This is a genomic window from Zetaproteobacteria bacterium (assembly GCA_003696765.1).
In the GTDB taxonomy this organism is placed as follows: Bacteria; Pseudomonadota; Zetaproteobacteria; order Mariprofundales; family J009; genus RFFX01.
This window is the reverse complement of sequence record RFFX01000005.1, coordinates 57465-70901: the sequence shown is the minus strand read 5'-3', so window position 1 is coordinate 70901 and position 13437 is coordinate 57465. Positions and strand designations below refer to the sequence as shown.

Annotated in this window: 12 protein-coding genes; all 12 read right to left on the bottom strand. The window is 69.0% G+C overall.

What is annotated here, in order from left to right; translation table 11 throughout:
• Positions 1-4 precede the first annotated feature (4 nt).
• Positions 5-748 (bottom strand): bifunctional hydroxymethylpyrimidine kinase/phosphomethylpyrimidine kinase, encoded by a 744-nt coding sequence (locus D6682_00895; GenBank protein ID RMH52882.1) that lies wholly within the window; start codon positions 746-748, stop codon positions 5-7.
• Positions 733-1305 carry a thiamine phosphate synthase gene (gene thiE, locus D6682_00890; GenBank protein RMH52915.1) on the bottom strand — a complete coding sequence of 191 codons (573 nt, stop codon included), beginning with the start codon at positions 1303-1305 and terminating at the stop codon, positions 733-735. Before thiE ends, D6682_00895 begins: the two co-directional genes overlap by 16 nt.
• A 68-nt stretch (positions 1306-1373) precedes the next feature.
• Positions 1374-2081 carry an HAD family hydrolase gene (locus tag D6682_00885; GenBank protein RMH52914.1) on the bottom strand — a complete coding sequence of 236 codons (708 nt, stop codon included), beginning with the start codon at positions 2079-2081 and terminating at the stop codon, positions 1374-1376.
• A 135-nt stretch (positions 2082-2216) separates the two neighbouring features.
• Positions 2217-2978: an FKBP-type peptidyl-prolyl cis-trans isomerase gene (locus D6682_00880; GenBank protein ID RMH52881.1), complete on the bottom strand. Its 762-nt coding sequence runs from the start codon at positions 2976-2978 to the stop codon at positions 2217-2219.
• 209 nt (positions 2979-3187) lie between these two features.
• On the bottom strand, positions 3188-4615 hold the full coding sequence (lnt, locus tag D6682_00875) for an apolipoprotein N-acyltransferase (protein ID RMH52913.1): 1428 nt from the start codon (positions 4613-4615) through the stop codon (positions 3188-3190).
• 44 nt (positions 4616-4659) lie between these two features.
• Positions 4660-5496, bottom strand: a complete 837-nt coding sequence (locus D6682_00870) for an HlyC/CorC family transporter (protein RMH52880.1) — start codon at positions 5494-5496, stop codon at positions 4660-4662.
• Positions 5493-6041: an rRNA maturation RNase YbeY gene (gene ybeY, locus D6682_00865; GenBank protein ID RMH52879.1), complete on the bottom strand. Its 549-nt coding sequence runs from the start codon at positions 6039-6041 to the stop codon at positions 5493-5495. The genes D6682_00870 and ybeY overlap by 4 nt, the downstream gene beginning before the upstream one ends.
• Entirely contained in the window at positions 6034-6996 is a 963-nt protein-coding gene (locus tag D6682_00860) for a PhoH family protein (GenBank protein ID RMH52878.1), read from the bottom strand. The genes ybeY and D6682_00860 overlap by 8 nt, the downstream gene beginning before the upstream one ends.
• Before the next feature lie 6 nt (positions 6997-7002).
• Positions 7003-8376 carry a tRNA (N6-isopentenyl adenosine(37)-C2)-methylthiotransferase MiaB gene (gene miaB, locus D6682_00855; GenBank protein RMH52877.1) on the bottom strand — a complete coding sequence of 458 codons (1374 nt, stop codon included), beginning with the start codon at positions 8374-8376 and terminating at the stop codon, positions 7003-7005.
• Between the two features lie 22 nt (positions 8377-8398).
• On the bottom strand, positions 8399-9859 hold the full coding sequence (locus D6682_00850; GenBank protein ID RMH52876.1) for an NADH-quinone oxidoreductase subunit N: 1461 nt from the start codon (positions 9857-9859) through the stop codon (positions 8399-8401).
• Between the two features lie 6 nt (positions 9860-9865).
• The gene (locus D6682_00845; protein RMH52875.1) at positions 9866-11446 is read right to left on the bottom strand and encodes an NADH-quinone oxidoreductase subunit M; all 1581 of its coding nucleotides are present in this window, start codon (positions 11444-11446) and stop codon (positions 9866-9868) included.
• A complete protein-coding gene (locus tag D6682_00840; protein RMH52874.1) occupies positions 11443-13434 on the bottom strand; it encodes an NADH-quinone oxidoreductase subunit L in 1992 nt (663 codons plus the stop codon). The genes D6682_00845 and D6682_00840 overlap by 4 nt, the downstream gene beginning before the upstream one ends.
• Positions 13435-13437 lie beyond the last annotated feature (3 nt).

Here is a 13437-nt window from a genome sequence, read left to right as displayed (position 1 = left end):
CAGGCTAGTCGCGCCGCCAGATGCCGTCGACGGCGGCGCGGTGGGCGATGGGGGCCGCCTCGGCCGGCGCGATGCCCCGGGCGATGGCGGCGGTGACGGCGGCGGCGTAGCGGCAGCCGGTGCCGTGGGCGGCGACCGGAGTAAGCCGGCGGCGAGGGAAGGCAAAGGCCTGCACCGGAGCGCCGGGGCGGGCCAGCCGGTCGACCACTTGCTCCTCCTTGTCGCCGTGCCCCCCCTTGAGCAGCACCGTGCAGCCGAAACGGTCGGCCAGCCGCCGCGCGCAGGCCGCCGGATCGGTGACCGGCTCCCCGTCGAGCACGGCGGCCTCCTCCAGGTTGGGGGTGATCACGGTGGCACGCGGCAGGAGCCGGGCGCGGAGCAGCGGCAGCGCCTCGCCATCAAGCAGCCGTCGGCCGGAGCTGGCCACCAGCACCGGATCGACGATCAGCGGGGCGTCGGCGAACCAGCGGGCCAGCCCGTCGCAGAGCGCGTGCAGCTGGGCTGCTCCGGCCAGCATGCCGGTCTTGATCGCCGCCACCGGGCCTGCTTCGGCTGTCGCCTGCAGGCTGGCCGTGATCTGCTCGGGGGTGGTGGGCGAGATGCGGAGGATGGCACCGGCGTGCTGGGCGGTCAGTGCGGTGATGGTGGTGCAGCCGGCCACGCCGGCGTCGCGGAAGATGGCCAGGTCGGCCTCGATGCCGGCGCCGCCCGAGCTGTCGCTGCCGCCGATGGTCAGGCAGCGCGCCACAGGGTGTCGAGCAGCCGGGCCCGTTCGGTGATCGACCCGGCGGCGAAGATGCCGGAGATGAGTGCGGCGGCATCGGCGCCGGCCTGCTTGATCTGCACGATGTTGTCGGCGTCGATGCCGCCGATGGCCACGATGACCGCATCGGGAAAGAGCCGGCGTGCCTTGGCCAGTCGGGCGATGCCGATGGTCGGCACCTCCGGCTTGCTGTGGGTGGGGAAGATGGCACCGAAGGAGAGGTAGTCGGCGCCACCGGCTGCTGCCGCCTGCGCCCACTGGGCATTGCCGCGGCAGGTGACGCCGACGATCAGCCCCTGCTCGTGCGCCCGGTCGATCTCCTGCCAGCCGGGCAGCTCGTCCCGACCGAGGTGGACACCGCAGGCACCGGCTTCGGCGGCGACGGCGATGGAGTCGTTGACGATCAGCCGCGCGTCGTGATCGGCACAGAGGGCGGCAAGCCGCTTCGCCCGCCTGCAGGCCCGCCTGAAGCCCTGCTTCTTGTCGCGCAGCTGCAGCCAGCGCACCCCGCCGGCCAGCGCCGCCGCCGCCATCGCCTCCATCCGCTCGGTCGGCAGATCGGCGGGCAGGATGGCGTAGAGACCGCTCGGCCGCTCCGCGCGCGCGCGGCTCACCCCGAAAAGAGCGGCAGCAGCTGGCGGAAGTGGTCGATGGCCATCACCCGCCCGCGCAGGTCGTCCGGAAGCGGCTGGTAGCCGTGGCTGATGTGGATGGTGGTGTGGCAGCCGGCGGCCAGCCCCGCCTCGAGGTCGTAGCGGGTATCGCCGACCATGATGGCCCGCTCCGGCGCCACCCCCATGATCCGGCAGCTGGCGAGCAGCATGTCGGGGGCCGGTTTGGTGGGGAAGCCCTCCTCCGGCGAGAGGGCGGCGTCGAACAGCGGGGAGAGCGCCAGCGCATCGAGTACCGCCACCCGGGCGACGGCCGGCTTGGCGGTGACGCAGGCCAGCCGCACGCCGCGCTCCTTCAGCGCCGTCAGCGTCTCGATCACCCCGTCGAACGGGCGGCTCAGTTCCGCCGGATGGTGGGCGTAGATGGCGCAGAAGCGCTGGTAGAGCGCTTCGGTCTCCGGCGCGTCGATCCCCTTGCCGAGGATCGAGGCGGCCAGATTGCGCGCGCCGCCGCCGACCAGCGGCCGGGTCTCCTCCATGTCCAGCCGTCGGTCGTAGCCGAGGGCGGCCAGCGCCCGGTTGATGTTGGCCCGGATGTCGGGCAGGGCGTCGACCAGCGTGCCGTCGAGATCGAAGATCGCCGCCGCCGGCCTGGGCTGACGGCGCCCTCCCGATCCGTCACTACTGATGGTTTCGCAAGAAACCATCATCGCGGCCATGGACGGCAGCGCAAATCCGGAGGTTGCGTATGCAACCGACGGATTTGTAAGGGGATCGAAGACCGCGCTCTTCGATCCCCGTCAAGCAAAAAGTCCACGGACGGACTTTTTGCGAGGAGATCACTACTCAATCCCGAGCAGCTCGACATCGAAGATCAGCGTCTGGTTGGGGCCGATCCTGTCGCCGGCGCCATGAGCGCCGTAGGCCAGCTCCGGCGGGATGAAGAGGCGGATCCTGCCGCCCACCTTGGCCAGTTGCAGCCCCTCGGTCCATCCCTTGATCACCCCGTTGAGCGGGAAGGTGGCGGGCTTGCCTCGTGCGTAGGAGGAGTCGAACACCGTGCCGTCGAGCAGCGTCCCCTTGTAGTGGACCCGGACCGTGTCGGTCGCCTTGGGCGATGGGCCGTCGCCTTCGCGCAGGATCTGGTATTGCAGGCCGCTGGGGGTGGTGTGCACCCCCTCCTTCTTGCGGTTGGCGGCGAGGAACGCCTCCCCCGCCTTCCGGTTCTTCTCCGCCAGCGCGCTGCGCTGCGCCTGCGCCCGCTGCTGAGCCTTGTTCACGACCGCGCGGATGGTCTCCCGTGCCTCCTGCGGCGAGAGCAGCGGCTTTTTGTGCTCGATCGCCGTCTCGATGGCGGCGAGCAGCGCCGCCTTGTCCAGCGGCACCGGGAAGTGCTCCAGCGAGCGGCCGAAGTTGAGGCCGACGGCGTAGCTGAACCTGCTCGCCTCACCCTCCAGCTTGACCGGCGCGGCTGCAGCAGCGGTGCCGGTGGTTGCCGGTTTGTGGTGACCGTCGCTGTCGCGGGCGGTCGATTCGGTCGGCTGGTTACAGCCGGCGATGGCCAGCGCCGCGGTCAGCGCCAGCAGTCGGGTTTTCGGGTTCATGATATGGGCTCCGTTGATCAGATCGCAAAAAGTTCGTCCGTGGACTTTTTGCTCGACGGGGATCGAAGAACGCGCTCTTCTGTTCCCTTACAAAACAGCAGCTTGTATGCGCGGGCTCCCGTTTTGTACGACCGTCCGTGGCCGCGATGGTGGTTTCTTGCGAAACCATCGTCTCCATAGGCTTGCGGTGCAAACCGGTGTGGGTTCGGTCAAGCGGGCGATGCTACGGTGCGGCTGCGAAATCGCCATGTGGTGACGACGACCATCAGCAGCGCTGCAGCCAGCAGCGGGGCGTCGCCCAGCCGGCAGTAGGGGGTGACGCGCCCGATCGGCACCGCCGTGCCCGTGACCGTGGCCTGCCGCCACCAGTCGGTCGTGGCGCGGATGGCGCCGTCGGGGGCGATGATCGCCGAGACGCCGGTGTTGGCCGCGCGCAGCACGAAGCGCTCGCTCTCCACCGCGCGCATGCGCGCCGCCTCGAGATGCTGCCAGGCTGCGGGCGAGCGGCCGTACCAGGCGTCGTTGGTCAGCACTGCCAGCAGGTCGGCGCCGCCGGCGATGCGCCGGCGCATCTCGTCGGCGAAGATCGATTCGTAGCAGATCAACACGCCGATCCTGATCCGGTCGTCGACGGCGAGCACGCCGCGATCGTGTGTCGGGCGGAAGTCGCCGATCTCCGGCACCAGCGTGTGCAGCCAGGGGAGCCATGCCGGCACATACTCGCCGAAGGGGACCAGATGGTGTTTGCCGACGAAGCGGGGCGGCGCATCCCCGGGGCGCATCAGCCAGGCGCCGTTGGCCGCGCCGTCGTGCGCGGTGCGCTTGAGGCCGCCGAAGAGCAGTGGCGTGTGCCAGCGCGTGACCGCACTGGCCAGCGCCTGTCGCCAGCCCGGCGCATCGGAGAGGAAGAAGGGGGTTGCCGCCTCCGGCCAGACCAGCAGGTCGGCATCCGCCGCCTGCGCGGAGTGGCCGAGTAGCCGCCGCATGGTGGTGACCAGCCAGTCGCGGTCCCATTTCACATCCTGGGGGATGTTCGGCTGGATCAGCGCGACACGCAGCGCGGGCGCGGCCGGCACGCCGATTGCGGGCGCGGTGGCGGTAAGCAGCAACGCCGCGGCGAGCAGGGCGGCCGCCGTGCGGCGGGTGGTGTGGTGGAGCAGGCCGGCGGCGGCCGCGGCCAGCATGACCGGGACGATGCCGAGCCCCAGCCCGCCGACGATCTGCCCCCAGCCGATCCACGGCGTATCGAGGGTGAGCAGTCCGAGGCCGGTCCACGGCAGGCCGGTGAAGAGATGGCCGCGCAACCACTCCTCGATCGGGGTAAGCGGGGCGATCAGCAGCAGCAGCGCGCTGCGCCGACCACCGGCCAGACGCACCGCCGACCAGCCGAGCAGCGCCGGGAAGAGGGCCAGCACCCCGCCGGCCAGCGACTGGGCGGCAATGGCGAGCGGCCACGGCAGGTGGCCGTAGTGGTGGAAGGTGGGTGCCAGCCACCAGGAGCCGATGCCGAACCAGCCGAAGCCGAAGGCGTAGCTCAATGCGAAGGGGCGGCGGCCGTCGGCGAGCAGGGCGAGCCACAAGGCGAGGGCGGCGACGGCCACCGGCCGGAGCGCATAGGGGGAGAAGCCGAACTGCATCGCCGCTCCGGCGAGCAGGGCGGCGAGGGGGCGGACGGCGCGGATCACCCCTTGGGGGGCGAAATCGGACGCAGGGCGACGCGGAGGATCCGGCGGGGATCGGCCTCGAGGATGCGGCAGTCGAGCCCCGCCGCCTGCACCCGCTCGCCCGCCCTGGGGATGCGCTGCAATTGGCTTAGGATCAACCCGCCGACGGTGTCGAAGTCGCCGCGTGGCAGATCACGCTCCAGCGCCTCCTCCAGCTGTTCGACATGGGTGCGGCAGGCCACCTCCAGCCAGCCGTCGGCGCGCCGCACGATCGCCTGTTCGGGGGTGTTGCGCCGCTCGTCGATCAGCGGGCCGACGATCTCCTCCAGCAGGTCGGAGAGCGAGACCAGGCCGGCGACGCCGCCATATTCGTCGCGCACCACCGCCAGATGGACGCGGTTCTTCATCGCCTGCAGCGCGCTGGAGATGCGCTGCAGCTCGGCCACCTCCAGCGCGGGGGTGGCCAGTTCGTCCAACGGGAGCTCGCCGGACGGGTCGAGCTGCTGGCGCAGCAGATCCCAGATGTGGATCATCCCCACCACCCGGTCGAGGTCGCCGTCGATCAACGGTGCGCGCCGCACCCCGTGTTTGACCATCAGCGCGCGCGCCTCGTCCGGGCGCATGTCGCGCTGGAGGGCGACGATCTCCGAGCGCGGCGTCATCACCTCGCGCACCCGGGTGTCGTCCAGCTCCAAGATCTGTTCGAGCATGGTGCGCTGCGTCTCGGAGTGGATCGACCCGGCGCGGCGGATGATCCAGCGCAGCTCACTGGGCTCTTCGCCGGGGCGCAACCGCTCCAGCAGCCAGCGGCGCAGCCGTTGCCGGGCGGTCGGTGGGGCGTCGCCGGCGCTCACTGGGCGGCCTCCGGCCAGGGGGTGTGTAGGGCGAGTCGTTGCATGATGTGGTTCTCCAGCAGGCGCATCCGCCTGGTCTCCTCCGCTTCGGCGTGGTCGTGGCCGAAGAGGTGCAGTGTTGCGTGGACCACGAGGTGGATCAGATGATCGGCCGGCGGCAGGCCGAGACGGGCCGCCTCGCGGCGCAGGAAGGGGACGGCGACGATGATGTCGCCCAGCGGTGCGGCGGGATCGATCGCCCCCTCCTGCTGCGGGAAGGCGAGCACGTCGGTGGCCTGGTCGACCCCGCGCCAGCGCCGGTTGAGCGCCGCCACCGCTTGATCGTCGGCCAGCCGCAGGCAGAGATCGAGGCCGTCTCCATCGATCGGCCGCCCGCAGGCCGCCTCGGCGGCGGCGGCCACCGCGCGCCGGAGCGCCCCGTCGTCGGGCAGCCCCTGCCACGGCTGGTCGTGCAGGATGTCGATCATCGATTGGTTGTCCGGTTTCTCCGCCGCCACGAAAGCGGCCGCATCCGCCGATGGGCCCCGCCGGTGGCCGTCACCCATCCGCTCGTTCGTAGGCGGCGATGATCTCGGCCACCAGCCGGTGGCGCACCACGTCGCGCTGTTCCATCCGGCAGACGGCCACCCCCTCGATGCCGCCGAGCAGCTGGATGGCATGCAGCAGCCCGCTCTCCTCCGGGTGCGGCAGGTCGATCTGCGAGATGTCGCCGGTGACCACCATGCGGGCGCCGAAGCCGAGCCGGGTGAGGAACATCTTCATCTGGGTACGGGTGGTATTCTGTGCCTCGTCGAGGATGATGAAGGCGTCGTTGAGGGTGCGGCCGCGCATGTAGGCCAGCGGGGCGATCTCGATGCGCCCCTCGCTCTGCAGCCGGGCCATGCGCTCACCGCCCAGCATCTCTCCCAGCGCGTCGAACAGCGGCCTGAGGTAGGGATCGACCTTCTGCTGCATGTCGCCGGGGAGGAAGCCCAGCCGCTCGCCCGCCTCGATCGCCGGGCGGGTGAGGATGATGCGGTCGACCCGCTCGGTGAGCAGGTCGCGCACCGCGCAGGCCACCGCCAGCCAGGTCTTGCCGGTTCCCGCAGGACCCACCGCCAGGGTGAGGATCTGCCCGGCCATCGCCTGCAGATAGCGGCGCTGGTTGGGCGACTTGCCCCGCACCTGCCGGCGGCCGGCCTCGATCAGCGGCCCGTCGTCGTCGGCCTCCCCCTCCTCCGTCGCGTCACCGGCTGTGTGCATGATCTGCTCGACCTCGTCCGGCGGCAGTACGCCCCCGTCACGCACCCGCCCGGCCATGGCCCGCAGCGCGCCGGCGGCGGCCTCGGCCTGTGCGCCGCAGATGCGCCAGTCGCCGACCGCGCCGGTGATCCGCACGTCGAAGCGGGCCTCGATCCGCCGCAGGGTGTCGTGCTCCCGGCCGCAGAGGGCGGCCAACGCCTCGTTGCCCAGCCCTTCGAGCCTGAGCGCGATGGTGGTTTGCTCCCGCTCCGACGTGATGGCGGCCTACTCCCGCGGGATTTCGCCCCGGAGCGACTGCCCGTAGGCGCGGGTGATGGTGACGGGGATCTCGTGGCCGATCAGACGGCTGCCGCCCCGTGCGTGGACGATCTTGAAATCGGGCGTGCGGCCGACGAGATCGCCGTCGCGTCGGCCGCGGCCGTCGAACAGCACCGGCAGGGTTTTGCCCACCTGCCGGGTCAACGCCGCCTGAGTCTGCTCCTTCATCAGCGCCAGCAACTCGGCCAGCCGCGCCTGCTTGATCTCGTCGGGCACCGGATCGGCCAGCCCGGCCGCCGGAGTGCCGGGGCGGGGCGAGTAGGCGAAGCAGAAGGCGGAGTCGAAGCCGACCGTGCGCACCATGCGCAGGGTGGCGGCGAAATCCTCGTCGCGCTCGCCGGGGAAGCCGACGATGAAGTCGGAGGAGAGGGCCAGGTCGTCTCTGGCGGCACGCAGCCGTTCGACGATGCGCAGGTAGTCGTCGGCGGTGTGGCCGCGGTGCATCGCCTTGAGGATGGCATCGGAGCCCGACTGCAGCGGCAGATGGAGGTAGGGCATCAGCTGCGGCAGCTCGGCGAAGGCCTCGATCAGCCCGTCGTCCACCTCCAGCGGGTGGCTGGTGGTGAAGCGCAGCCGCAGCAGGCCGGGCAGCTCGGCCACCGCGAAGAGTAGGGCGGCGAAGTCCCACACCTCGCCGTCCGGGCCGATGCCGCGGTAGCCGTTGACATTCTGGCCGAGCAGGGTGATCTCGACGGCGCCTTCATCCAGCAGTGCCCGGCACTCGGCGAGGATGTCGGCCACCGGGCGGGAGCGCTCCTCGCCGCGGGTGTAGGGGACGACACAGAAGGTGCAGAACTTGTCGCACCCCTCCATGACGGTGACGAAACGGCTGCAGCCGCGGCCGCGCGGCCGCGGCAGGTGGTCGAACTTCTCGATCTCCGGCAGCTCCACATCGGCGATCGGCACCCGTTCGCGCCGGATGCGGTGGATCATCTCCGGCAGCCGGTGGTAGCTCTGCGGCCCGAAGACCAGATCGACGAACGGCGCCCGCTGCTGGATGCGCGCCCCCTCCTGCTGGGCGACGCAGCCGCCCACACCGATGATCAGGTGGGGGCGCTTCTGTTTGAGCCTGCGGTAGCGGCCGAGCTCGGAGTAGACCTTCTCCTCGGCCTTCTCCCGTACCGAGCAGGTGTTCATCAGGATGACGTCGGCCTCCTCCGGCGCGGCGACCAGCCGCAGGCCGAAGGTCGACTCCATCAGCGCTGCCATGCGCTCGGAGTCGTAGCTGTTCATCTGGCAGCCGTAGGTCTTGATGAAGAGGGCGGAGGGGTTGCGCGCGGCGCTGCGTGGCCCTGCCGGCGCGGTGCGGAGGCCGGTCATGCGCTCCGGGGCGGCGCGCCGGTCAGATCAGGCCGGTGAGCGCCTGGTGGCACAGCGCCATCAACGGGCCGGGGAAGAGGCCGAGCAGCACCACCATCAGGGTGGAGACGGCGACCACCACCTGCATGGAGTTGCACTCCTGCAGGACGAAATCGCCCTTGGGCTGGTCGAAGTAGATCCGCTTGACCACCCGCAGGTAGTAGAAGGCGCCGACCACCGAGAAGAGCAGCGCGATCAGGGCCAGCCGCAGGTGGCCGGCCTCGACCGCGGCGAGGAAGACGGCGTACTTGGCCCAGAAGCCGCCGAGGAAGGGGATGCCGGCGAGCGAGAACATCAACAGCCCCATGGCCAGCGCATAGACCGGGCGGACCCGGGCCATGCCGGCGTAATCCTCGATCAGCTCACCCTCGAAGCCGTCGCGCCGCATCATGGTGATGATGGCGAAGGCGCCCATGTTCATGAAGAGGTAGATGGTCATGTAGGTGAGTACGCCGGCATAGCCGTCGGCGTTGGCGGCGATCACCCCGAGCAGCACGAAGCCGACGTGGCCGATGGTCGAGTAGGCGAGCATCCGCTTGATGTTGCGCTGGGCGATGGCCGCGATGTTGCCCACCGCCATGGTCAGCACGGCCAGCCACTCGAGCACGGCGATGTAGTCGGTGCTCAAGGGGGGCATCGCCTCGATCAGGAAGCGGATGAACAGCGCGAAACCGGCCACCTTGGGGGCGATCGACATGAAGGCGGTCACCGGTGTGGGCGCCCCCTCGTAGGCGTCGGGCGTCCACATGTGGAACGGTGCGATGGAGAGCTTGAAGCCGAGGCCGATCAGCACGAAGAGCATGCCCAGCTGCATGGCGAAGCGACCCTGCTCCACCCCCTGCAGGGCGATCCCCACCGCCTGGAAGTCGAGGTGGCCGCTGATGCCGTAGAGGAACGACATGCCGTAGAGCATCATCCCGGAGGAGAGCGAGCCGAGGATGAAGTACTTCAGCGCCGCCTCCGGGGAGCGCAGCAGCTCGCGCTGGTAGGCGACCAGCACGTAGACGGCCAGCGCCATCAGCTCGACGCCGAGGTACATCATGACGAAGTTGGTCGCCGAGATCATGAACATCATGCCGAGCAGGGCGAAGAGCATCAGCGCATAATACTCGCAGGCGTGCTCCTCGCGGCGCATGTAGTCGATGGAGATGACGATCGCGAACAGGGTGGAGAGGATCAGGATCAGCTTGGCGTAGACGGCGAAGGGGTCGAGGATGAAGAAGCCGTAGAAGGTGGTCAGCCCGATGGCGCCGGCCTGCGAGAGCACCATCGGGATGGCGGCGGCGCACCCGGCGGCGGCCGCCCAGGCGGCGCCGTCGCTGCGGCCTCTGGGCAGGAAGAGCCCCCACAACAGGATGGCCATGGCCAGGATCGCGATGAAGATCTCCGGCACCATGATCGAGAGGTGTTCGGGGGCGGGGAAGGGAAAGGTGATCCTGGACATGGCGGCTTACATCCCCCCCGTCGTCGCCGTGCTCTGCATCAGCGTCCCGATCCGGGCCGCCGCATCGGCCGCGGCCAGCTTGCTGCTGGTTGCCTGCTCGACCAGGTGGGCGACGGTGGGGTGGAGCCAGTCGAGCACCGGCACCGGGTAGAGCCCCAACCAGACGACCAGCGCGATCAGCGGCAAGAAGTAGAGGGTCTCGCGCAGGTTCATCTCCGGCATCGTCTTGACCGGTTCGTTGACGATGTCGCCGAAGATGACCCGCTTGACCATCCACAACATGTAGCAGGCCGACAGCACCACGCTGCTCGCCGCGGCGATGGCCACCCACTTGGCCGAGAGAGAGAGGGATGCCGGGTCGGCGTTGAAGGTGCCGATCAACACCAGGATTTCGCCGATGAAGGCGGAGGTGCCGAGCAGCGCCACGTTGGCCATGGCGAAGACCATCATGACCAGCGCGAAGCGGGGCATGACATTGGCCACCCCGCCGTAGGCGGCGATCTCACGCGTGTGCAGTCGGTCGTACATCACCCCGACGCAAAGGAACAGGGCGGCGGCGACGAATCCGTGGCTGATCATGTTGACCACCGCCCCCTCCAGCGCCTGCTGGGTGAACATGAAGGTGCCCAGCGTGACGTAGCCCATGTGGGCGATCGAGGAGTAGGCGATCAGCCGCTTCATGTCCTTCTGCATCATCGCCACCAGCGAAATGTAGACGATGGCGATCAGGGAGAGCGCCACCATCATCGGCACGAAGTACTGCGAGGCGTCGGGGCAGATGGGCAGCGAGAAGCGCAAAAAGCCGTAGGCGCCCATCTTCAGCAGGATGCCGGCCAGAATCACCGATCCTGCGGTCGGCGCCTCGGTGTGGGCGTCGGGCAGCCAGGTGTGGACCGGCCACATCGGCACCTTGACGGCGAAGGCGACGAAGAAGCCGAGCCAGATCCAGAACTGCCAGCCGAAGTCGAACGGGTAGTTCATGTAGTCGAGGATTTCGAAGGTGTGGCCGGCCTTGAAGTACATGGCGAGCAGCGCGATCAGCATCAGCACCGAGCCGGCGAAGGTGTAGAGGAAGAACTTGAGCGTGGCGTAGACGCGGTTCTTGCCCCCCCAGATGCCGATGATGATGAACATCGGGATGAGCATCGCCTCCCAGAAGAAGTAGAACAGCACCGCGTCCAGCGCGGCGAAGACGCCGATCAGCGTCGTCTCCAGCACCAGGAAGGCGATCATGTAGCCGCGAACCCGATCCTGGATGCACTCCCAGGCCGAGACCACGCAGATCACGGTCAGCAGGCTGGTCAGCAGGATGAAGGGCATGGAGATGCCGTCGACGCCCAGGTGGTAGTGGATGTGGAAGCTCTCGATCCAGGGATGGAGCTCCTCGAACTGCATCTTCGCGGTGGTGGTGTCGAAGGCGAGGGCCAGCGGCAGGGTGACCAGGAAGGTGAGCGTGGAGGTGATCAGCGCCCCCCAGCGCACCTGATCGTCGTTGCGGGCGAAGAGCCAGATGGCCGCCGCCCCCGCCGTCGGCAGGAAGATGGAGAGGGTGAGGATCGGGATGCCGAGGATATGGATGGTGTTCATGATCCGCCGCCGGCGGCCAGCCAGGTGAGCAGGCCGAAGAGGCCGAGCACCATGGCGAATGCGTAGTGGTAGACGAAACCGGTCTGCAGCCGGCGCAGCCAGCCGGCGGCGCGGGCGATCGAGTCGATGATCACCGTGTGGATGACGCCGCGGTCGATCAGTGCCAGATCGGCCTGCTGCCACAGGAAGCGGCCGGCGTTGCGCGCCGGCACGACGAAGATCGCCCAGTAGAGCTCGTCGAAACGCCACTTCTCCAGCAGGAAGCGATGAACGCCCGGGAATCGCGCGGCGATCCTCGCCGGCAGCGGGCTCTCGCGGAAGTACATCAGCCAGGCGAGCCCGATGCCCAGCGCGGCGAAGATCAGCGCGCCGCCCTCCAGCCAGAATCCGGTGGCGTGCGCCTCCTCCAGCGCCTCGAGGCGGGCGATCGGGTTGTGCGCGGCCAGCACGAAGATGGCATCGCCGAAGAAGCCCTCGCCCCCCTCACCGGGCAGGTTGAGCACCTCCGCCCCCCACCAGCCGGTGAGTGCCGCGCCAACGGCGAGGATGATCAGCGGCACGGTGATCACCTTGGGCGACTCATGCAGGTGGGCCTTGGTTTCGGCCGGCACCCGGTCGGAGTTGTGGAAGGTGAGGAAGAACATGCGGAAGGTGTAGAAGGCGGTGAAGAAGACGCCGGTGAGCAGCGCCCAGTAGGCGAAGCCGCTGATTCCCCAGCTCATGTGGCGCACCGCCGCCGATTCGATGATCAGATCCTTGGACCAGAAGCCGGCGAAGGGCGGCACCCCGGCCAGAGCGAGCGCGCCGATCAGCATGGTGGCGTAGGTGATCGGCATGTACTTGCGCAACTGCCCCATGCGGCGGATGTCCTGATCGGCCATCACCGCGTGGATCACCGAGCCGGCGGCGAGGAAGAGCAGCCCCTTGAACCAGGCGTGGGTCATCAGGTGGAAGATGCCGACCGAGTAGGCCGACACCCCGCAGGCGACGAACATGTAGCCGAGCTGCGAGCAGGTCGAGTAGGCGATCACCCGCTTGATGTCGTTCTGCACCAGGCCGATGGTGGCGCAGATCCAGGCGGTGAGCGCGCCGGTGATGGTCACCACGGCCAGCGCGGTCTCGGAGAACTCGAACATCGGCGAGAGCCGGGCGACCATGAAGACGCCGGCGGTGACCATGGTGGCGGCGTGGATGAGGGCGGAGATCGGTGTCGGACCCTCCATCGAATCGGGCAGCCAGACATGGAGCGGGATCTGGGCGCTCTTGCCCATCGCGCCGACGAACAGCGCCAGACAGATGAAGGTGATGGCGCTCATCTCGTGGCCCATCAGCCCGAGGGTGTAGTGGCGGGCGAGGAATCCGGGCATGGCGTCGAAGACCTCGCGGTACTCGACGGTGCCGAAGTAGTACCAGACGGCGAGGATGCCGATGGCGAAGCCGAAGTCGCCCACCCGGTTGACGATGAAGGCCTTGAGTGCGGCGAAGGTGGCGCTCTCCCGCTTGAACCAGAAGCCGATCAGCAGGTAGGAGAAGAGCCCCACCGCCTCCCAGCCGAAGAAGAGGGTGAAGAAGTTGTTGCCCATCACCAGCACCAGCATGGAGAAGGTGAAGCCGGAGATGTAGGAGAAGAAGCGGCTGTAGCCCGGATCGCCGTGCATGTAGCCGATGGTGTAGACGTGGACACAGGCGGAGACGATGGTCACGGTGATCATCATCACCGCGGTCAGCGGGTCGATCATCATGCCGACCGGCACGCGCAGCCCGTCGGAGAGGATCCACTCCCAGAAGTTGCCGTAGAAGCCGGCGCCATCGGCCACCTGGGCGAAGACATGGAGCGAGAGCAGCGCCGAGAGGATCACGCCGACGCAGCAGATCCAGTGCGACAGTGCATCGCCCAGCCGTCTGCCGGCAAGCCCGACCACCAGCGCCGCGATCAGCGGCAGCAGCGGGATGGTGAGCAACTCGGCGCTGTTCAGGGTCGTCTCCATCCG

Excerpts from the sequence above, each read along its gene's own strand:
- thiE (RMH52915.1), bottom strand. The coding sequence starts at position 1,305 with ATGGAGGCGATGGCGGCGGCGGCGCTGGCCGGCGGGGTGCGCTGGCTG.
- D6682_00885 (RMH52914.1), bottom strand. The coding sequence starts at position 2,081 with ATGGTTTCTTGCGAAACCATCAGTAGTGACGGATCGGGAGGGCGCCGT.
- D6682_00880 (RMH52881.1), bottom strand. The coding sequence starts at position 2,978 with ATGAACCCGAAAACCCGACTGCTGGCGCTGACCGCGGCGCTGGCCATC.
- lnt (RMH52913.1), bottom strand. The coding sequence starts at position 4,615 with ATGCAGTTCGGCTTCTCCCCCTATGCGCTCCGGCCGGTGGCCGTCGCC.
- ybeY (RMH52879.1), bottom strand. The coding sequence starts at position 6,041 with ATGGGTGACGGCCACCGGCGGGGCCCATCGGCGGATGCGGCCGCTTTC.
- miaB (RMH52877.1), bottom strand. The coding sequence starts at position 8,376 with ATGACCGGCCTCCGCACCGCGCCGGCAGGGCCACGCAGCGCCGCGCGC.
- D6682_00850 (RMH52876.1), bottom strand. The coding sequence starts at position 9,859 with ATGTCCAGGATCACCTTTCCCTTCCCCGCCCCCGAACACCTCTCGATC.
- D6682_00845 (RMH52875.1), bottom strand. The coding sequence starts at position 11,446 with ATGAACACCATCCATATCCTCGGCATCCCGATCCTCACCCTCTCCATC.
- D6682_00840 (RMH52874.1), bottom strand. The coding sequence starts at position 13,434 with ATGGAGACGACCCTGAACAGCGCCGAGTTGCTCACCATCCCGCTGCTG.